Annotated in this window: 16 protein-coding genes and 1 pseudogene; 16 read left to right on the forward strand and 1 reads right to left on the reverse strand. The window is 76.0% G+C overall.

From position 1 onward, the window contains the following. The 16 genes and pseudogenes from E9549_RS13935 to E9549_RS14010 form a co-directional block, all read left to right on the forward strand. A pseudogene (locus E9549_RS13935) lies at positions 1 to 624 on the forward strand (hypothetical protein); the annotation flags it as partial. A 38-nt stretch (positions 625 to 662) separates the two neighbouring features. After that, a complete protein-coding gene (locus tag E9549_RS13940; RefSeq protein WP_236827145.1) occupies positions 663 to 1,163 on the forward strand; it encodes a MarR family winged helix-turn-helix transcriptional regulator in 501 nt (166 codons plus the stop codon). A 103-nt stretch (positions 1,164 to 1,266) separates the two neighbouring features. Beyond that, the gene (locus E9549_RS13945) at positions 1,267 to 2,817 is read left to right on the forward strand and encodes an acetolactate synthase large subunit (protein WP_236827146.1); all 1,551 of its coding nucleotides are present in this window, start codon (positions 1,267 to 1,269) and stop codon (positions 2,815 to 2,817) included. A gap of 134 nt (positions 2,818 to 2,951) precedes the next feature. Further along, the gene (locus E9549_RS13950; RefSeq protein WP_236827147.1) at positions 2,952 to 3,947 is read left to right on the forward strand and encodes a tripartite tricarboxylate transporter substrate binding protein; all 996 of its coding nucleotides are present in this window, start codon (positions 2,952 to 2,954) and stop codon (positions 3,945 to 3,947) included. 52 nt (positions 3,948 to 3,999) lie between these two features. Further along, positions 4,000 to 5,004 (forward strand): tripartite tricarboxylate transporter substrate binding protein, encoded by a 1,005-nt coding sequence (locus tag E9549_RS13955; protein WP_236827148.1) that lies wholly within the window; start codon positions 4,000 to 4,002, stop codon positions 5,002 to 5,004. A gap of 79 nt (positions 5,005 to 5,083) precedes the next feature. Next, a complete protein-coding gene (locus E9549_RS13960) occupies positions 5,084 to 5,536 on the forward strand; it encodes a tripartite tricarboxylate transporter TctB family protein (RefSeq protein WP_236827149.1) in 453 nt (150 codons plus the stop codon). A gap of 3 nt (positions 5,537 to 5,539) precedes the next feature. Next, the gene (locus tag E9549_RS13965; protein WP_236827150.1) at positions 5,540 to 7,228 is read left to right on the forward strand and encodes a tripartite tricarboxylate transporter permease; all 1,689 of its coding nucleotides are present in this window, start codon (positions 5,540 to 5,542) and stop codon (positions 7,226 to 7,228) included. Positions 7,229 to 7,273: 45 nt separating this feature from the next. Next, positions 7,274 to 7,939 (forward strand): 3-oxoacid CoA-transferase subunit A, encoded by a 666-nt coding sequence (locus E9549_RS13970; protein ID WP_236827151.1) that lies wholly within the window; start codon positions 7,274 to 7,276, stop codon positions 7,937 to 7,939. A gap of 26 nt (positions 7,940 to 7,965) precedes the next feature. Further along, the gene (locus tag E9549_RS13975; protein ID WP_236827177.1) at positions 7,966 to 8,613 is read left to right on the forward strand and encodes a 3-oxoacid CoA-transferase subunit B; all 648 of its coding nucleotides are present in this window, start codon (positions 7,966 to 7,968) and stop codon (positions 8,611 to 8,613) included. Positions 8,614 to 8,990: 377 nt separating this feature from the next. Further along, positions 8,991 to 10,481 carry an HAD-IIIA family hydrolase gene (locus tag E9549_RS13980; protein WP_236827152.1) on the forward strand — a complete coding sequence of 497 codons (1,491 nt, stop codon included), beginning with the start codon at positions 8,991 to 8,993 and terminating at the stop codon, positions 10,479 to 10,481. Further along, positions 10,478 to 11,554 carry a glycosyltransferase family 9 protein gene (locus E9549_RS13985; protein ID WP_236827153.1) on the forward strand — a complete coding sequence of 359 codons (1,077 nt, stop codon included), beginning with the start codon at positions 10,478 to 10,480 and terminating at the stop codon, positions 11,552 to 11,554. Before E9549_RS13980 ends, E9549_RS13985 begins: the two co-directional genes overlap by 4 nt. Then, positions 11,551 to 12,534: a glycosyltransferase gene (locus E9549_RS13990; RefSeq protein ID WP_236827154.1), complete on the forward strand. Its 984-nt coding sequence runs from the start codon at positions 11,551 to 11,553 to the stop codon at positions 12,532 to 12,534. The genes E9549_RS13985 and E9549_RS13990 overlap by 4 nt, the downstream gene beginning before the upstream one ends. Beyond that, on the forward strand, positions 12,531 to 13,745 hold the full coding sequence (locus E9549_RS13995; protein WP_236827155.1) for a glycosyltransferase: 1,215 nt from the start codon (positions 12,531 to 12,533) through the stop codon (positions 13,743 to 13,745). Before E9549_RS13990 ends, E9549_RS13995 begins: the two co-directional genes overlap by 4 nt. Beyond that, positions 13,742 to 14,422 (forward strand): SIS domain-containing protein, encoded by a 681-nt coding sequence (locus E9549_RS14000; protein ID WP_236827156.1) that lies wholly within the window; start codon positions 13,742 to 13,744, stop codon positions 14,420 to 14,422. Before E9549_RS13995 ends, E9549_RS14000 begins: the two co-directional genes overlap by 4 nt. Continuing rightward, a complete protein-coding gene (rfaE2, locus tag E9549_RS14005; RefSeq protein ID WP_236827157.1) occupies positions 14,419 to 15,783 on the forward strand; it encodes a D-glycero-beta-D-manno-heptose 1-phosphate adenylyltransferase in 1,365 nt (454 codons plus the stop codon). Before E9549_RS14000 ends, rfaE2 begins: the two co-directional genes overlap by 4 nt. Positions 15,784 to 15,812: 29 nt before the next feature. Continuing rightward, on the forward strand, positions 15,813 to 16,742 hold the full coding sequence (locus tag E9549_RS14010) for a glycosyltransferase family 9 protein (RefSeq protein WP_236827158.1): 930 nt from the start codon (positions 15,813 to 15,815) through the stop codon (positions 16,740 to 16,742). Between the two features lie 176 nt (positions 16,743 to 16,918). On the opposite strand, the gene E9549_RS14015 is transcribed toward E9549_RS14010, so the two are convergent. Beyond that, on the reverse strand, positions 16,919 to 18,520 hold the full coding sequence (locus E9549_RS14015) for a substrate-binding domain-containing protein (RefSeq protein WP_236827159.1): 1,602 nt from the start codon (positions 18,518 to 18,520) through the stop codon (positions 16,919 to 16,921). Positions 18,521 to 18,653 lie beyond the last annotated feature (133 nt).

The raw sequence follows: 18,653 nt of genomic DNA on the forward strand, positions 1-18,653 counted from the left end.
CCCCCGCCGGCGCCGCCCACCGCCCGGGTGGAGGCCGCCGAGCCGGCGCCCGCGCCCCCCGCCGAGGAGGGCACCGGCACCTCGCGGGACGCGGGCACGACGACCGCGCCCGCCCCGGCCACCGGCCGCACCGGGGCGCCAACGGACCCGGGCACCACGACCGGCGGTGGGGCGCCCCGCACCTCCGATGCCGCGGGCGCGGTCCTCCCGGCCGGCTCCGTGGGCGGTGGCGCCCAGGTGCAGGCGGGCGGCACGGTCCTCCTGCGCGGCGCCGGCTTCATGCCCGGCGAGCGGGTGGACGTCCTGCTCCACGGCGGTGAGACCGTGCTGGCCAGCACCACCGCGGACCGGGCGGGGGAGATCCGCGTCGACGTCCGCATCCCCGGCACGGCGGCGGCGGGCCCCGCCACGCTGGACCTGGTCGGCGCGGAGTCCGCGGTGAGCACGAGCGTGCCCCTGGAGGTCGCGGCCGCTGAGGAGGTGGCGCCCGTCCGCGGGGTCGTCTCCCTCGCATCGCTCACCATCGCGGCGGTGGTGCTCGTGGTCACCACCGCCGGCCTGGTCTCGGTCGCCGGCCGCCAGCACGCGGGCCGGCGCGCGGTCGGCCCGGTCTCCGCGATCTGACGGTTTCGCGGTCGCCCGATCAGGGGACCTGTGACCGCGTGCCACTGTCCGAGGACGCGCTCGCGCGCGGGGTCCCCCGGGACGCCGCCGCTCTTCCCGGAGCCGCTCCCCGTCCCGCCGAGACGTGGTTGCGCATCGTCCAGGTGCACGACCGCGTCACCCGGCGGGTCGACTCGGCGCTCCACCGCCACCACGACCTCTCGCTCACCGGCTTCGAGGCGCTGCGCCGCATCGCCGACTCGCCGGGGGAACGGGCCACGATGGGCGAGGTGGCCGAGGCCGTCGGCCTCTCCCGGCCCGGTGTCACGAGCACGATCAACCGCCTGGTCGCCCAGGGGCTGGTCGTGCGGGAACGGGTGGACGGCGACCGGCGCCTGCTGCACGCCCGGCTCACCGATGCCGGCCGGGCCCGCGTCACCGCGGCCCGCACGATGCACGACGAGCTCGTCGCCCACCTGCTCACGCTGCTCGGCGACGACGCCGCCGTCGTCACCGACGCCCTCGCCCGGGTCTCCGCCGCCACGCGCACCCGGCGCTGAGGTCCCCGGGGGCGGGGCGGCCCCGCGGCACCCGTACGGTGCCCTCCATGGGTGCTCCGGGTGACCTCCGCCACGCACGCTCCGAGCAGGCCGGGGGTGCGGCGTGAACGGCGCGCAGGCCCTCATCCGCACGCTGGTCGACGGCGGCGTCGACGTCTGCTTCGGCAACCCGGGCACCTCGGAGATGCACTTCGTCGCCGCGCTCGACGCCGTCCCCGAGATGCGCGGGGTGCTGTGCCTGTTCGAGGGCGTGGCCACCGGCGCCGCGGACGGCTACGGCCGGATGACCGGCCGGCCCGCCGGCGTCCTCCTCCACCTGGGGCCGGGGCTGGCCAACGGGCTGGCCAACCTGCACAACGCCCGCCGTGCCGCGACGCCGATGGTCCCCGTCGTGGGTGACCACGCCGGGTACCACAAGCAGTACGACTCCCCGCTGGACTCCGACATCGACGCCCTCGCCGGCACGGTGTCCCGGTGGGTGCGCCGCTCGGAGACCTCCGCGGACGTGGCGGTCGACGCGGCGGAGGCGATCGCCGCGGCCCGCACCGCCCCCGGCGGGATCGCCACGCTGATCCTGCCCGCCGACGTCTCGTGGTCCGAGGGCGCGGCGCCCGCGGCACCGCAGCCCGCGGGCGGCCCCCGGCCCGTGCCGGAGGACGCCGTCGCCCGCGTCGCCGCGCTGCTGGGCTCCGGCGAGCCCTGCACGGTCCTGGTGGGCGGGGCCGCGACGAGGGAGCCGGGGCTGCGGGCCGCCGGCCGGATCGCGCGGGCGACCGGGGCGGCGCTCTTCTGCGAGACCTTCCCCGCCCGGCTCGAGCGCGGGGCCGGCCTGCCGCCCGTCGAGCGGCTGCCCCGGGCCGGCCAGCAGGTCGCCGCCCGGCTGGCCGGCGTCCGGCACCTCGTCTGCGTCGGGGCGCGCCCGCCGGTCGAGTTCTTCGCCTACCCCGACCGCCCCAGCAGCCTGGTCCCCGAAGGGTGCGAGGTGCACGTGCTCGCCGAGGGGGCGGACGACGTCGTCGGCGCGCTCGACCGGCTGGCCGACCTCGTGGCGCCGGGGGTGGAGCCCGACCTGCAGCCCCTCGACCGGCCGGAGCTGCCCACCGGCCCGCTCACCGCGGACGCCGTCGGCGCGGCGCTGGGCGCCCTGCTGCCGGAGGGGGCGGTCGTCGTGGACGAGGGGGTCACCTCCACCCGGCAGATGCCGTTCCCGACGGCGGGGGCGCCGCGGCACGACTGGCTCACGCTCACCGGCGGCGCGATCGGCCAGGGGCTCCCGGTGGCCACGGGGGCCGCCGTCGCCTGCCCCGGGCGGCGGGTCGTCAGCCTCGAGGGCGACGGCAGCGCGATGTACACCATCTCGGCGCTGTGGACCCAGGCGCGGGAGCGGCTCGACGTGACCACGGTCGTGTTCAGCAACCGCTCCTACCGCATCCTCGAGGGCGAGCTCCGCAACGTCGGGGCGCAGGCCTCCGGGCCGCGCTCGCGGGACCTCCTGGAGCTCGACCGGCCCGACCTCGACTTCGTCGCGCTGGCCGCCGGGATGGGCGTCCCGGGCAGCCGCGCGACGACGGCCGAGGAGTTCGCCGAGCAGTTCCGCCGGGCCGTCTCGCAGCCCGGACCGCACGTGATCGACGCCGTGCTGTCCGTCAGCTGACCGAGTCCGGATCGTTGCCTCCCGGGGCGATGCGCGTTCCGGCGCTGTGCTTGTATCCAGGTGATCCACACCACGAGCCGGGTGCGTCCCGGCTCGGGCAGACCGGTCAGCGGTGACCGTTGGGGGGAAGAAGCATGCGTATCTCGGCAGGCCTCGCGAGCGTGGCCCTGATCGGTCTGGTGGCCGCCTGCGGCGGTGACGACAGCGGTGGCGGCACCGCTGCCGAGGGCGGCGGTGGCGGCGAGGCGTCGTCCTACCCGACGGAGTCGATCCGGATGCTCGTCCCCTACGGCGCCGGTGGCCCGACCGACCTGACCACGCGCACCGTCGGCGCCTGCCTCGAGGAGGAGCTGGGGCAGACGGTCGTCGTCGAGAACCTGCCGGGCGGCTCCGGTGCGCTGGCGACGACGGAGCTGGTCGGCGCCGAGCCCGACGGGTACACCCTCTCCCTGGTCACCGCGGGCACGATGGTGCTGACGCCGCTGGCCAACGAGGTGGGCTACACCAAGGACGACATCACCCCCGTCGGGGTCATGACCGAGGTGCCGTCGGTGCTGGCGGTGGGCGAGAACTCCCCCTACGCCTCCGCGGAGGACTTCTTCGCCGCGGTCGAGGCCCAGCCGGGCACGATCACGGTGGGCACGCCCGGCGCCTCCACGCCCCAGGCCATCGAGCTGCAGCGGCTGGCCGAGGAGCACGGCGTGCAGGTCACCGCCGTCCCGTTCAACGGCAACGCCGAGATGACCACGGCCCTCCTCGGCGGGAACGTCGACGCGGTGCTGATCAACGCCTCGAGCGACGTCGTGCAGAACATCGAGTCCGGCGCCTTCGTCCCGCTCGTGGCCTCGCCGGAGGAGCGGCTGTCCTGGCTGCCCGACACCCCGACGTTCGAGGAGCTGGGCTACGACGGCCTGACGCTGTCGGGCTCGACGTTCGGCCTGGCCGGTCCGGCCGGCCTGCCCGACGACGTCGTCTCGACGCTGGAGGAGACCCTCCAGACCTGCCTGGAGAAGCCGGAGGTGCAGGAGCAGCTCGGCGAGGAGTACGTCCTCGAGGAGTTCGCCGGCGCCGACGAGCTCGCCGAGGTCCTCGACCGCACGCAGGAGGTCTACGAACCGATCCTCGGCTGACGCTCCCGCACCAGACGCCCGTACGACCAGCCCCCGACCACCGGAGGAACCCATGCGCCGTTCCCGCTCCACCTGGCCCGTCCTGATCGCCGCGACCACGCTGACCCTCGCCGCCTGCGGTGGCGACGACGGGGAGAGCACCACCGGCGGTGGTGGCGGCGGCGACGCCGCGGCGTCGGACTACCCGACCGAGACGATCAACCTCATCGTCCCCTACGCCGCCGGTGGCCCGACCGACCTGGCCGCGCGCACGATCGGCAGCTGCCTCGAGGAGGAGCTGGGCCAGACCGTCGTCGTGGAGAACCGCGAGGGCGCGTCCGGCTCGGTCGGCATGCAGGCGATGATCGCCGGCGGGAACGACGGCTACACGCTGTCGCTGATCGCGGTGCCGGCGTCGGCGACCAACCCGCTGCAGGACGACGTCGGCTACACCAACGAGGACTACGTCCCGATCGCCGCGGTCACCGAGATCCCGTCGGCCCTGATCGTCGGCGAGGGCTCGCAGTTCACCACCGCCGAGGAGTTCTTCACCTACGCGGAGGAGAACCCGGGCGAGCTCAACGTCGGCGTCCCGGGCACCACGACCTCGCAGGCGATGGAGCTGCGCCGGCTCGCCGAGGAGTACGGCGTCGAGGTCACCCCCGTGCCGTTCACCGGCAACGCCGAGATGACGACGGCGATCCTCGGTGGCAACGTCGACGCCATCTTCATCAACAGCTCGCAGGACGTGCTGGAGAACATCGACGCCGGCAGCTTCGTGCCCCTGGCGGTCAGCCCGGCCGAGCCGGTGGATTACATCGACGCGCCGACCCTGGCCGAGTCGGGCTTCGAGGAGCTGACCAGCAGCGTCTCGGTCTTCGGCCTCGCCGCCCCGGCCGGCGTGCCGGACGACGTCGTCTCGACGCTCGAGGAGACGGTGGACACCTGCCTCCAGAAGGACGAGGTCCGCGAGCAGCTCGGCGAGCAGTACGTCCCCGACGAGTTCATCGACAGCGAGGCGTTCTCCGCTCGCATCGACGACATCGTCGAGGCCTACGGGCCGATCCTGCAGGAGTGATCCCCCACGGCGGCGGGGACCGGCCCCGGCCGGTCCCCGCCGCCGACCGCTCGCGCACGTGCCTTCCCCCGGAGAATCGATGACCAAGCAGTTGCACCGGCTCGCGCCGCTGATCCTCGTGGTCTTCGGTGCCGCCGCGATGCTCGGCGCCCGCAACCTCGGCCTCGGCGAGCTGAGCGCGCCCGGCCCCGGCCTCTGGCCCTTCATCGTGGCCACCCTGCTCACCGTCACGGGGGTGGTGGTGCTGTTCATCGACGACCCCGAGGACTACGAGCCGTGGACCCGCGGCACGCTCGGGATCGGTCTGGGCCTGGCCAGCCTCGCGGTGTTCATCATCCTGTTCGAGACGATCGGCTTCCTGGTCTCGGCGATGCTCATGCTGCTGTTCTGGCTGCGGATCTTCGCCCGGGAGCCGTGGCGCTGGGCCGTCCCGCTCGCCGTCCTCGGCGCGCTGGCGTTCCACTTCGTCTTCGTCGAGCTGTTGTCCGTGCCGTTCCCCGACGGCGTCGTCTTCGCACCGATGGGGAGCTGAGGCATGGACATCCTCGATGGTCTCGGCCAGGGCTTCTCGGTCGCCCTCGACCCGACGAACCTGCTCTACGTCTTCATCGGCGTGCTCATCGGCACGGTCATCGGCGTGCTGCCCGGTCTCGGGCCGACGGCGACCATCGCGCTGCTGCTGCCGATCACCTACGAGATCGAGCCGGTCACCGCCGTCATCATGCTGGCGGGCATCTACTACGGGTCGATGTACGGCGGCACGATCACCTCGGTGCTGCTGCAGCTGCCCGGCGAGGCCGCCTCGGTGGTCACCACCTTCGACGGCTACCAGATGGCCAAGCAGGGCCGGGCCGGCCCCGCGCTCGGCATCGCCGCGGTGGGCTCCTGGATCGGCGGCACGGTCTCCATCGTCGGGCTGGTCCTGCTCGCGCCACCGCTGGCCGACCTGGCGGTCGAGTTCGGCGACCCGGAGTACGTGGCCCTCACCGCGCTCGGCATCCTGCTGGTCACCTACCTCGGCACCCGTCACCCGGTGAAGAGCCTGGCCATGGCCGCCCTCGGCCTGCTGCTGGCCACGGTCGGGCAGGACCTGATCACCGGCACCAACCGCTTCACCTTCGGGTCGATCTCGCTGTTCGACGGCTTCGACTTCGTCGCCGTGGCGATGGGCCTCTTCGGCGTCGGCGAGATCCTCTACAACGTCGAGAAGACCGAGAAGGCGCAGGCGCTCAAGAGCAAGATCAAGGACATCTGGCCGAGCCGCAAGGACTTCAAGGACTCCTCCGGCGCGATCGCCCGTGGCTCGGTGCTCGGCTTCTTCCTCGGGGTGCTCCCCGGCGGTGGTGGCGTCATCTCCTCGCTCGCCTCCTACGGGATGGAGAAGCGCCGCGCCAAGGATCCGACCCGCTTCGGCAAGGGCGCCATCGAGGGCGTCGCCGGCCCCGAGACGGCGAACAACGCCTCGTCCACCTCGGCGTTCATCCCGCTGCTCACCCTCGGGATCCCGCCGAACGTCGTGCTGGCGCTGATCTTCGGCGCGCTGCTGCTCAACGGCGTCCAGCCGGGCCCGCAGCTGATCGACCAGCAGCCCGAGATCTTCTGGGGCGTCATCGCCTCGATGGCGGTCGGCAACCTGATGCTGCTGGCCCTGAACATCCCGCTCGTCGGGTTCTTCGTCCAGCTGCTGCGGGTGCGCGCCGGCATCCTCGCCGCGTTCGCCCTGCTGGTCACGATGGCCGGCGTCTTCTCGGTGAACAACGACGTCTTCGACATGTGGGTCGTGCTGGTGTTCGGCATCATCGGCTGGCTGATGAAGAAGACCGGTTTCGAGCCGGGGCCGCTGGTGCTGGCGTTCGTCCTCGGCTCGATCCTGGAGGAGTCGTTCCGCCGGTCCATGCTGATCTCGGGCGGCGAGGTGTCGATCTTCTTCACCCGGCCCATGTCGGGCACGCTGTTCGCCCTGATGGCGCTGGTGGTCATCTGGAGCACCGTCCAGGGGATCCGCCGCCGGCGGCGTCGCAGCCGTCCGTCGATGCCGGGCGAGGAGGACCTCGCGGCGACCGGCACCACCGCCGAGCCCGAGGGCACGCCCGGCTACGAGAACACCGACGACGCGGCGGGCGCCCCGGCCGGGGCGCCGCGGGAGGGCTCCGGCTCCACCGGCGCGCCGGGTTCGACCGCCTCGAAGGCGCAGGACGGGGGGCCGGGCCCTGACCGCGGCTGACCGTTCCTGCCCGGCACCTCGTCACGCCGCACCACCGGAGGCGCAGTGATCGACAAGAGGGTCGGCTCGCTGGCCGCCGCGGTCGAGGGCGTCGAGGACGGCGCGACCGTCCTCGTGGGCGGGTTCGGGGCCGCGGGGGTGCCGGTCGAACTGGTGCACGCGCTGCTGGAGCAGGGCGCGAAGGACCTGACGATCGTCACCAACAACGCCGGGAGCGGGGAGACCGACGTCGCCGCGCTCATCCGCGAGCGGCGGGTGCGGAAGATCATCTGCTCGTACCCGCGGTCGGCCGGCTCCATCTGGTTCGAGGAGTTCTACCGGGCGGGGGACATCGAGCTCGAGCTCGTGCCGCAGGGCACCCTCAGCGAGCGGATGCGCGCCGCCGGGGCGGGCCTGGGTGGCTTCTTCACCCCGGCGGGCGCGGACTCGCTGCTGGCCCGCGGCAAGGAGGTGCGCGTGATCGGCGGACGACGGCACGTCTTCGAGGAGCCGCTGCGCGGTGACGTCGCGCTCGTGCAGGCGCTGCGGGCGGACCGCTGGGGCAACCTGGTCTACAACAAGGCGGCGCGGAACTTCGGCCCCACGATGGCCACCGCGGCCGAGCTCACCGTGGTGCAGGTGCGGGCGTTCGTCGAACTCGGTGAGCTGGACCCCGAGGCCGTCGTGACCCCGGGCATCTTCGTCGACCGGGTCGTGGAGGTGGCGGCGTGACGGCCACCCCGCTGTCGCACACCGGTATGGCCGCCCGGGTGGCCCAGGACATCCCCGACGGCTCCTACGTGAACCTCGGCATCGGCATGCCCACGCTCGTCGGGAACGTCGTCTCCGCCGGCAAGGAGATCGTCTTCCACAGCGAGAACGGCATCCTCGGCATGGGACCGGCCCCGGCCGCCGGCGAGGAGGACTGGGAGCTGATCAACGCCGGCAAGGCGCCGGTGACGCTGGTGCCCGGTGGCTCCTACTTCCACCACACCGACTCGTTCATGATGATGCGCGGCGGCCACATCGACGTCACCGTGCTCGGCGCCTTCCAGGTCTCCGCGCAGGGCGATCTGGCGAACTGGGCCACCGACGACGCGCACCTGCCCCCGGCGGTCGGCGGCGCGATGGACCTCGCGGTCGGCGCCAAGCGGGTGCTGGTGCTGATGATGCACACCACGCCCGACGGCCGGCCCAAGCTGCTGCCGGAGTGCACCTACCCGCTGACCGCCGCGCAGGTGGTCGACCGCATATACACCGAGCTCGCGGTCATCGACGTGACCCCGGCCGGGTTCCTCGTGCGGGAGATGGTCGAGGGGCTCACCCGGGAGGAGCTCGAGCGGCGCACCGCCGCGCCGCTGGCCTACGCGGACGAGGTGACCGTCCTGGCGCCGCCGGTCCGGTGACCCGTCCGCGCGGGCCGGACGGTGCGTGCCGCGGTCCGCGCCCGCCCACGGACGGGTGCCGGCCGCAGCCGGCGCTCCCGCAGGCCGGTGTTCCCGCCGGGCGGCGCGCTCCCGCCGGGCGGCGCGCTCGCGCCGGGCGGTGGCCGCTGGTGCCTGCCCTCCAGCTGTACCGGGGGCAGTAGCGCTCCGCCCCGCCTGCGTGGGCAGAGGGCCACGGCGTCAGGAGCGCCGGTCCACGTCCACGCCCGGACGGGCCGGGCCGCGAGCCCGTCCCGCGCCGGGCCGGTGCAGCGCCCGGCATCCCCCGTTCGCCTGCCCGCCGGGAACACTTCAAGCCCGTAGTGTTTCGCCCGTACGAGAACGGGCAGGACGCGATCATGCTCGCGCAGTGCACCGTCGTCGTGCCGACGATCGGACGTCCCTCCCTCGACGTCCTGCTCGACGCGCTCGCCGCTGCCCCGGGCCCGCGCCCGGCCGAGCTGATCGTGGTCGACGACCGCCCCACCGGCGAGCCGCTGGAACCCGACCGCCCCGGGCTGCCGCCGGTCCGGGTGGTGCGCACCGGGGGAGGCGGTCCCGCCCGGGCCCGCAACCTGGGGTGGCGCACCGCCCGCACCGGGTGGATCGCCTTCCTCGACGACGACGTCGTCCCCGATCCCGACTGGTACGAGCGGCTGGCCGCCGACCTGGCGGACCTGCCCGAGGACATCGGCGGCAGCCAGGGCCGGGTCCGCGTGCCGCTGCCCGAGGACCGCCGGCCCACCGACTGGGAGCGCGGTACGGCCGGCCTGGCCACCTCCAGCTGGATCACCGCCGACCTGGCCTACCGCCGCAGCGCGCTCGCCGCGGTCGGCGGCTTCGACGAGCGCTTCCCGCGGGCCTTCCGCGAGGACTCCGACCTCGCCCTGCGGGTCATGGACACCGGCTCCCGGCTGGTGCGCGGCGAGCGGTGGATCACCCACCCGGTCCGGCCCGCCGACCGCTGGGTCAGCGTCCGGGTGCAGGCGGGCAACGCCGACGACGTGCTCATGCGCCGGCTGCACGGGCCGGACTGGCGCGACCGGGCCGACGCCGCGCTCGGCCGCCGCCCCCAGCACACGGCGGTCACCGCCGCCGCCCTGGCCGCCGTGGGCCTGGCCGCGGCCCGCCGCCCCCGGGCCGCGCTCGCCGCGGCGGCCGCCTGGGCCGCGGGTACCGCGGAGTTCGCCTGGCGCCGGATCGCCCCCGGCCCGCGCGACCGCGCCGAGGTGACGACGATGCTCGCCACCAGCGCGCTCATCCCGCCGCTGGCCACCTGGCACTGGCTGCGCGGGGTGGTCCAGCACGTGGGCGTGCGGCGGTGGCGCGGCCTGCCCGACCTGGTGCTCTTCGACCGCGACGGCACGCTGGTGCACGACTTCCCCTACAACGGCGACCCCGAGTGGCTGCGGCCGGTCGACGGGGCCCAGCAGGCCCTCGACCGGCTGCGCGCCCGCGGGGTGCGGGTCGGCGTGGTCAGCAACCAGTCCGGCGTCGCCCGCGGGCTCATCACCTCCGACCAGGTGGACGCCTGCATGAAGCGGCTCGACGAGCTGCTCGGCCCCTTCGAGACGGTGCAGGTGTGCCCGCACGGCCCGGACGACGGCTGCGACTGCCGCAAACCCGCGCCCGGCATGGTGCTGGCCGCGTGCGCGGAGCTCGGCGTCGACCCGGCCCGCTGCGTCGTCATCGGCGACATCGGCGCCGACGTCGAGGCGGCGGCCGCCGCCGGTGCCCGCAGCATCCTGGTGCCCACCCCGGTCACCCGCCGCGAGGAGGTGGCGGCGGCACCGCAGCGGGCCGCGACCCTGCCCGAGGCGGTCGACGACGTCCTGGCCGGGCTGTGGTGAGCGCCCGGCGGACCGTCCTGGTCGCCCGGCTGGACAACGCCGGCGACGTCCTCCTCCAGGGCCCCCTCGTGCGGGCCGTCGCCCACGGCGCCGACCGTGTCGTGCTGCTCGCCGGTCCGGCCGGCGCCGCGGCGGCCGGCCTGCTCCCCGGCGTCGACGAGGTCTGGACCTGGGCCTGCCCCTGGATCCTGGGCGACCCCCCGCCCGTCGCCGCCGACGACCTCGCCGCGCTCACCGAGCGCGTGCGGGCGCTCGCGCCCGACGAGGCGGTCATCTCGACGTCGTTCCACCAGTCGCCCCTGCCCCTGGCGCTGGTGCTGCGCGCGGCGGGCGTGCCCCGCATCTCGGCGATCAGCGTGGACTACCCCGGCACGCTGCTCGACGTCCGCCACCGCGTCGAGGACGACCTGCCCGAGCCCGAGCGGGCGCTCTCGCTCGCCCGGGCCGCCGGGTTCGAGCTGCCGGCCGGCGACGACGGCCGGCTGGCGGTGCGACGACCCCTGCCCCCGGTCGCGCACCCACCCGGCTACGTCGTCGTCCACCCCGGCGCCTCGGTGCCGGCCCGCGCCTGGCCGGCGCACCGCTGCGCCGAGGCGGTCGAGGCGCTCGCCGACGCCGGCCACCGGGTGCTGGTCACCGGCGGGCCGGGGGAGCGGGAGCTCACCGCCGCCGTCGCAGGGCACCGCGGCGTGGACCTCGGCGGGGCCACCTCGCTGGCCGAGATGGCCGCGCTGCTCGACGGGGCCGCGGCGGTCGTCGTCGGCAACACCGGCCCCGCGCACCTGGCGGCCGCCGTCGGCACGCCCGTCGTCTCGCTGTTCTCGCCGGTGGTCCCCGCCGCCCGCTGGGCGCCCTACGGCGTGCCCACCGTGCTGCTGGGCGACCAGTCGGCCCCCTGCGCCGGCACCCGGGCCCGCGAGTGCCCCGTGCCCGGCCACCCCTGCCTCACCGAGGTGACCGCCTCCGACGTGGTCGCCGCGGTGGAGAAACTGCTCGCGGTCCAGCAGCCGGCCGCCGAGCGCACCCCTCGCGCAGCCCGCGAGGTGGCGACGAGCACCTGGGTGAGAGCGTGAAGATCCTGATCTGGCACGTGCACGGCTCCTGGACGACGGCGTTCGTCCAGGGCCGCCACGAGTACCTGCTCCCGGTGACGCCGGGACGCGACGGCGACGGGCTCGGCCGGGCCCGCACCTGGGACTGGCCGGCGTCGGCACGGGAGGTCACCCCCGCCCAGCTGCGGGACGAGGAGCAGCCCGACGTCGTGGTGCTGCAGCGCCGGCGCGACCTCGAGCTGTGCCGCGAGTGGCTGGGGCGCGAACCGGGCCGCGACCTGCCCGCGGTGTTCCTGGAGCACAACGCGCCCGGTCTGGAGCCGGGGGACGGTCCGGTCCCGCACACCCGGCACCCGCTGGCCGACCGCGACGACATCCCGATCGCGCACGTCACCCACTTCAACGAGCTGTTCTACGACAACGGCCGGGCGCCGACGACGGTGATCGAGCACGGCATCGTCGACCCGGGGGAGCGGTGGACCGGCGAGCTGGGCCACGCCGCCGTCGTCACCAACGAGCCGGTCCGCCGCGGGCGCACCGTCGGCGCCGACCTGCTGCCCGGGCTGGCCGCGGTCGCACCCGTCGACGTCTTCGGCATGGGGCTCGCCGGCCTGCACGAGCAGCACGGGCTGGACCCGGCGCGGGTGACCCTGTTCGACGACCCGCCCCAGCACGCCATGCACGCCGAGCTCGCCCGTCGCCGGGTGTACGTGCACCCGGTGCGCTGGACGTCGCTCGGGCTCTCCCTGCTGGAGGCCATGCACCTGGGCATGCCCGTGGTCGCGCTGGCCACCACCGAGGTGGTCGAGGCGGTGCCTGCCGACGCCGGCGTCATCTCCACGCGCCCGGATCGTCTCTGGCAGGGGGTGCGCCGGTTCCTCGACGACCCGGACGCCGCCCGGCTGGCCGGCAAGGCCGCCCGCGCGGCCGCACTGGAGCGCTACGGCCTGGCGCGCTTCCTGCACGACTGGGACGCGCTCCTCGAGGAGGTGACCCGGTGAGGATCGATCTGGTCAGCGAGCACGCCAGCCCGCTCGCCGCGATCGGCGGCGTCGACGCCGGCGGGCAGAACGTGCACGTCGCGGCGCTGGCGGCCGGGCTGGCGAAGCGCGGTCACGAGGTGACCGTGCACACCCGCCGGGACGACCCGTCGCTGCCCGAGCGGGTCGTCGTGCAGGACGGGTACAACGTCGTCCACGTCACCGCCGGGCCGGCCGAGCCGCTGCCCAAGGACGAGCTGCTCCAGCACATGCCGGCCTTCGCGCGGGTGCTGCGGCACGGCTGGGCGGCGCAGCCCCCCGACGTCGTGCACGCGCACTTCTGGATGAGCGGCCTGGCGTCGGTCGAGGCCTCGGCCAGCCTGCTCGCGCCGGTGCCGGTGCTGCAGACCTTCCACGCCCTCGGCTCGGTCAAGCGCCGGCACCAGGGCGACGCCGACACCTCGCCCGCCGAGCGGATCGACCTGGAACGCGGGCTGTGCCGCGACGTGGCGCACGTGGTGGCCACCTGCTCCGACGAGGTGTTCGAGCTGCGCCGCCTGGGGTTGACCAGCGACCGCGTCTCGATCGTGCCCTGCGGCGTCGACACCTCGGTGTTCACGCCCCGCGGCCCGGTCGCCGCGCGGGGCGACCGGAAGCGGCTCCTGGTCCTGGGCCGGCTGGTCGAGCGCAAGGGGCAGGACGACGCGGTCCGGGCGCTGTGCGCGGTGCCCGACGCCGAGCTCGTCGTCGTCGGCGGCCCCCCGGCGGGGGAGCTCGACGCCGACCCCGAGGTGCAGCGGCTGCGCGGCCTCGCCGGCGAGGCCGGGGTCGCCGACCGGCTGGTGTTCACCGGCGCCGTGGCCCGCGCCGACGTCCCGGCGTGGATCCGCTCGGCCGACGTCGTCCTCGCCGTCCCCTGGTACGAGCCCTTCGGCATCACCCCGCTGGAGGCCATGGCCTGCGCCCGGCCGGTCGTGGCCACGGCCGTCGGCGGGCTGCAGGACACCGTCGTCGACGGGGTCACCGGCGACCTGGTGCCCCCGCGCGACCCCGAGCGCCTCGGCGCGGTGCTCGCCGCGCTGCTCGCCGACGACGAGCGGCGCGCCGCCTACGGCGCCGCGGGCGTGAAGCGGGCCCGCACCCGCTACCGCTGGGCGCGCGTCGTCGCCGACACCGAAACCGTCTACCGCCAGGTGCTCACCCGGCGCAGCCCCGTGGAGGTCGCCCGATGAGCGTCAGCCCGCACTCCTTCTTCGAGAACGTCGTCGAGGTCCCGGCGCCGGACACCTGCACGCACCTGACCGGGGCCGACCACGTCGCCTCGCTGCGCAACGCGCTGCGCTCGCTGGAGGAGCAGCTGCCGGTGCTGGACCGCTGGGGCCGGCTGCTGGCCGACGTCCTCTGCGGGCCGTCCCGCGGCCGGCTGCTGGCCGCGGGCAACGGCGGCAGCGCCGCCCAGGCCCAGCACCTCACCGCCGAGCTGGTGGGCCGCTACCGCGCCGACCGCCCGCCCTTCTCCGCCATCTGCCTCACCGCGGAGACCTCCTCGCTGACCGCGATCGCCAACGACTACCCGGCCGACGAGCTGTTCGCCCGGCAGGTGGAGGCGCACGGCCGCGCCGGCGACGTGCTGGTCCTGCTGTCGACGTCGGGCCGCTCGCCCAACGCGGTCGCCGCGGCCCGGCGCGCCCGCGAGTGCGGCATCACCACGCTCGCGATCACCGGCCCGGCGCCCAACCCGCTGGCCGCCGCGGCCGACGACGCGGTCTGCATCGACTCCCCGTGGACCGCCACGGTGCAGGAGTGCCACCTGGCCGCTCTGCACCTGGTCTGCGCCGCCTTCGACGCGGCCGTGCTGGCCGAACCGCCCCGGGTGCCCACGGGGCCGGCGTTCGAGGCGGCGAAGTGAGCGGCCGGCCGCTGGTCGTCGTGGGGGACGCGCTGCTCGACGTCGACCTGGTCGGCACCGCGTCGCGGCTGACCCCCGACGCCCCGGTGCCGGTGGTGGAGGACGTCGAGCGGCGGGAGCGCCCCGGGGGCGCGGCGCTGGCGGCGGTCATCGCCGCCGCGGCGGGCTCGCGCGAGGTGGTGCTCGTGACACCGATGGACGCCGACGAGGACGCCGACCGGCTGCGGGCCCTGCTCGCCGGGCGGGTCCGGCTGGTCGAGATCCCGGCCACGGGCGGCACCGCCGTGAAGCAGCGGGTGCGCGTGGGCGACCACTCCGTCGCCCGGCTGGACAGCGGCGCGCCCGTCGCCGTGCTCGGCGAGCTCCCGGCCGCGGCCGCGGAGGCGATCCGCGACGCCGCCGCCGTCCTCGTCGCCGACTACGGCCGGGGAACGACGGCCGACGCCGCCGTGCGCGCGGCGCTGGCCGGGGCCCGCGGTCCCGTGGTCTGGGACCCGCACCCGCGCGGTGCCGACCCGGTGCCCAGCGCGCGGCTGGTCACGCCCAACGGCGCCGAGGCGGCCCGGGTGGTCCCGGCCGTCGACGGCGAGGGCCTCGCCGCTGCCGGCGCCCGCGCGGAGGCGCTCATCCGGCACTGGGGCGTCGGCGCGGTCGCGGTGACGATGGGTGCCCGCGGCGCGCTGCTCTCCTACGGCACCGGGGCACCGATGGTCGTGCCCGCGGCGGCGGTGACCGGGGGCGACCCCTGCGGCGCCGGTGACTCGTTCGCGGCGGCCGCGGCGCTGGCCCTCGCCGACGGCGCGGTGACCGGCGAGGCGGTGGCCGCCGCGGTGGCGTTCGCCTCCGCGTTCGTCGCCCGCGGCGGGGCGGCCGCGTGGGACGCCGACGAGCGGGTCGAGGGGGCGGCTCCCGAGCCCGGGGCGGACGGCGTCATCGCGCGGGTGCGCGCGGCCGGGGGCACCGTCGTCGCCACCGGGGGCTGCTTCGACCTGCTGCACGCCGGGCACGTCGCCACCCTCCGCGCCGCCCGCGGGCTGGGCGACTGCCTCGTCGTGTGCATCAACTCCGACGACTCCGTGCGCCGGCTCAAGGGTCCGACCCGGCCGCTGGTCACCGCGGCCGACCGCGCCCGGGTGCTCGAGGCGCTGGAGTTCGTCGACGCCGTGGTGGTCTTCGACGAGGACACCCCCACGCAGGTGCTCGACCGGCTGCGCCCCGACGTCTGGGCCAAGGGCGGCGACTACGCCGGCGCGGTCCTGCCCGAGGCCGAGGTGCTGCGCAGCTGGGGCGGCCAGGCCGTCGTCCTGCCCTACCTCGACGGCCACTCGACCACGGCCCTGGTCGAGCGCTCCCGCGTATGACGCCCGCCGCGCGCCTACGGCCGGTGGGCGTGGACAGGCCGGCTGCGGTCGTCCTCCGGCCGCTGGGGCTGGGGGACCTGCTGGCCGGGGTGCCCGCGATCCGCGCGGTGCGGGCCGCCGTGCCCGGTCACCGGCTGGTGCTGGCGACGACGACGGCGCTGCAGCCGCTCGCCGGCCTGATCGACGCCGTCGACGAGGTGCTGCCCGCCCGCGAGCTGGAGCCGCTGGACTGGCCGGGGCCACCACCCGAGCTCGCCGTCGACCTGCACGGCAAGGGCCCGGCCTCGCACGTCGTCGTCGCCGACCTGCACCCGCGGCGGCTGCTCACCTTCGCCAGCCCCGGCTACCCCGGGCCCACCTGGTACCCCGACGAGCACGAGGTCCGGCGCTGGTGCCGGCTGGTCTCCGAGGGGCTGGGCGTGGAGGCCGACCCCGACGCGCTGGACGTCGCGGCGCCGGCCGTGCCCCCGCCGGTCCGCGGCGCCACCGTCGTGCACCCCGGGGCGGCGTTCCCCGGCCGGCGCTGGCCCGCGGAACGCTTCGCCGCCGTCGCCCGGCACCTCACGGGACGCGGCCACGACGTGCGGATCACCGGCGGCCCCGCGGAGGTGGAGCTCGCCCGCTCGGTGGCCGCGGCGGCCGGGCTCCCGGGCTCGGCCGTCATCGCCGGCCGGACGACGTCGCTGGAGCTGGCCGCGGTGGTGGCCGCCGCACGGCTGGTCGTGTGCGGCGACACCGGCGTGGCGCACCTGGCGACCGCCTACCGGCGGCCGTCGGTGGTGCTCTTCGGCCCGGTGTCGCCGGCGCTGTGGGGGCCGCCGCCGCGCCCGCAGCACGTGGTGCTCTGGCACGGCGACGGCACCGGGGACCCGTGGGGCACCGACCTCGACCCCGCGCTGGCCCGCATCACCGTGGACGAGGTGCTGGTCGCCCTGGACGCGCTGCCGCACCACCCCTGATGGAGGCGGTGCGACCACCACCTGACTCCGGGTCCCCTGATCATGGCGCGTCCTGCCTCGCGGTGGGCGGTGCGGGAGGACGCGGTGCGGTGAGGGAGGACACCGCTGCCCGGTCCCGGCCGCGGCGGGAGGCCCGGCCGCAGCCGGACGTGCTCGGCCGCGGCCGAGCGCAGGGCTCAGCCGCGCTGGCGGAGGGCGTCGAAGAGGACCAGCTGCAGGTCCTCCTCCTCGACGGCCGAGTACGCGGCACCGCCGGTGGCCTCCGCGATCTGCTCGAGCGCGCTGAGGTCGGCGTCCGGCCCCAGGGCCACGCCGATCACCTTGACCGGCCGGTCCGGGTCGGCCTCGGCGGCGAGGGTGCTCAGCAGGGCGTCGAGGCTCGTCCCCTCGGCGTCGTCCTCGTTGGTCCCGTCCGTGACGACGAGGACGCTGTTCACCGCCGTCGGGTCGTAGTAGTCCTCCCGCGCGGCGCGCACGGCGGCCAGCGTGGTGTCGTACAGCCCGGTCCCGCCGGGGGACAGCCGGCCGGGGATGGTGTCCAGCTGCTCGTCGAGCACCTCGCGCTGGGTCTGCCCGTCGACGGAGGCGTCCAGCTCGCGGGTGGGCACCAGCTCCGTCCAGTCCTGGTCGCCCTCCAGCTCGTAGGCGAACGCCCAGAGGCCCAGGGCGTAGTCGCCGGGGACGAGGGTGAGGGTGCTCTTGGCGGCGTCCCGGGCGAGGGTGGCCCGCGTGCCGCCGTTGACCGGGGCCTCCATCGACGTGGAGACGTCGAACACCGTCAGGACGCGCGACGGGGCGGCCAGGCTGGAGAGCCGGGTCAGCAGCCCCTGCACCTGCGCGGCGTCGAGGGCCAGCACCTCCGGCGCCGCCTCGGCGATCCCGGTGTCCCCGCCGGCGCCGGGCGGGGCATCGCCCTCGGGCCCGCGGAAGCCGGCGTCGCGGACGGCGTCCTGCGCGTCCTGCGACAGCAGGCGGTCGGTCACGACCTCGACGGCGCGCGCCTCGGCGTCCGTGGGCACGCCGACGCGCAGCACCGGGTAGTCCAGCACCGGGGAGCCCTCGGCGGGGTAGACCGCGAGGAGCGCGGAGTCCTCGGCCTCCTGGTGGATGGCGTAGACCTCCTGCTCGCTCACCGGCACCAGCGGGGCGTCGCCCCCGCCCTCGCTGCCGGCCGTCAGGGCCTCGCTCGCGGAGAGCTCGGTGCTCCGGGCGGCGGCGAGCACGGCGGCCACCACGGCGTTGTCGGCGTCCTCGTCCGCGCCGAGGGCGCTGCGCACCGCGGCCAGCGCGGAGAGCGCCTCCGCGCTCGCGGCGAGGTCCGGCACGGCCAGCGGCCGCTCGGTGCCCAGCGCCTCGGCCCAGCCGGGCCCGCCGTCGGCCCACCCGAGGTCGTCGACGACGGACTCGCTGGTGGCCAGGACGACGGGGGAGACCGCCATCGAGCCGACCTGCTCCAGCTCGGCACCGCCGGCGACCCGGGCCGGCCACAGCGACGAGTCGGGCACCCACACGTCCGGCAGCACGTCCTCGCCGAGCGCGCCCAGGTCACCCGCGGTCTGGAGCGGCTGCTGGGCGGTCACCTCGGCGCTGACGCACAGGGCGTCGTCGGGGGACTCGACCGAGCTCAGCAGCTCCTCGGTCAGCGTGCCGAGTTCGGGGGCCACGGTGACGTCCACCGTGACCTCCTCGTCGCACCCGCCGCTGCCGGCCACCCACCAGACCAGGCCGCCGAGGGCCAGGGCGATCGCCAGGCCGGCGGCGACGAGCACGAAGGGCACCGAACGGCGCGTGGCTGCGGGATCTGCGTGACGGCCCATGCTCGCTCTCTGAGGTCGACTCGGGGTGGGTGCGGCTCCCCCAGAGCTCGCCGCTCCAGATTAGATGTGTCCCGCATCGCCAAGGGGTGACCCT

The organism is Blastococcus sp. MG754426, assembly GCF_021699055.1.
GTDB lineage: Bacteria > Actinomycetota > Actinomycetes > Mycobacteriales > Geodermatophilaceae > Blastococcus.

Excerpts from the sequence above, each read along its gene's own strand:
- E9549_RS13960 (WP_236827149.1), top strand. The coding sequence starts at position 5,084 with ATGACCAAGCAGTTGCACCGGCTCGCGCCGCTGATCCTCGTGGTCTTC.
- E9549_RS13965 (WP_236827150.1), top strand. The coding sequence starts at position 5,540 with ATGGACATCCTCGATGGTCTCGGCCAGGGCTTCTCGGTCGCCCTCGAC.
- E9549_RS13955 (WP_236827148.1), top strand. The coding sequence starts at position 4,000 with ATGCGCCGTTCCCGCTCCACCTGGCCCGTCCTGATCGCCGCGACCACG.
- E9549_RS13950 (WP_236827147.1), top strand. The coding sequence starts at position 2,952 with ATGCGTATCTCGGCAGGCCTCGCGAGCGTGGCCCTGATCGGTCTGGTG.
- E9549_RS13980 (WP_236827152.1), top strand. The coding sequence starts at position 8,991 with ATGCTCGCGCAGTGCACCGTCGTCGTGCCGACGATCGGACGTCCCTCC.
- E9549_RS14000 (WP_236827156.1), top strand. The coding sequence starts at position 13,742 with ATGAGCGTCAGCCCGCACTCCTTCTTCGAGAACGTCGTCGAGGTCCCG.
- E9549_RS13975 (WP_236827177.1), top strand. The coding sequence starts at position 7,966 with ATGGCCGCCCGGGTGGCCCAGGACATCCCCGACGGCTCCTACGTGAAC.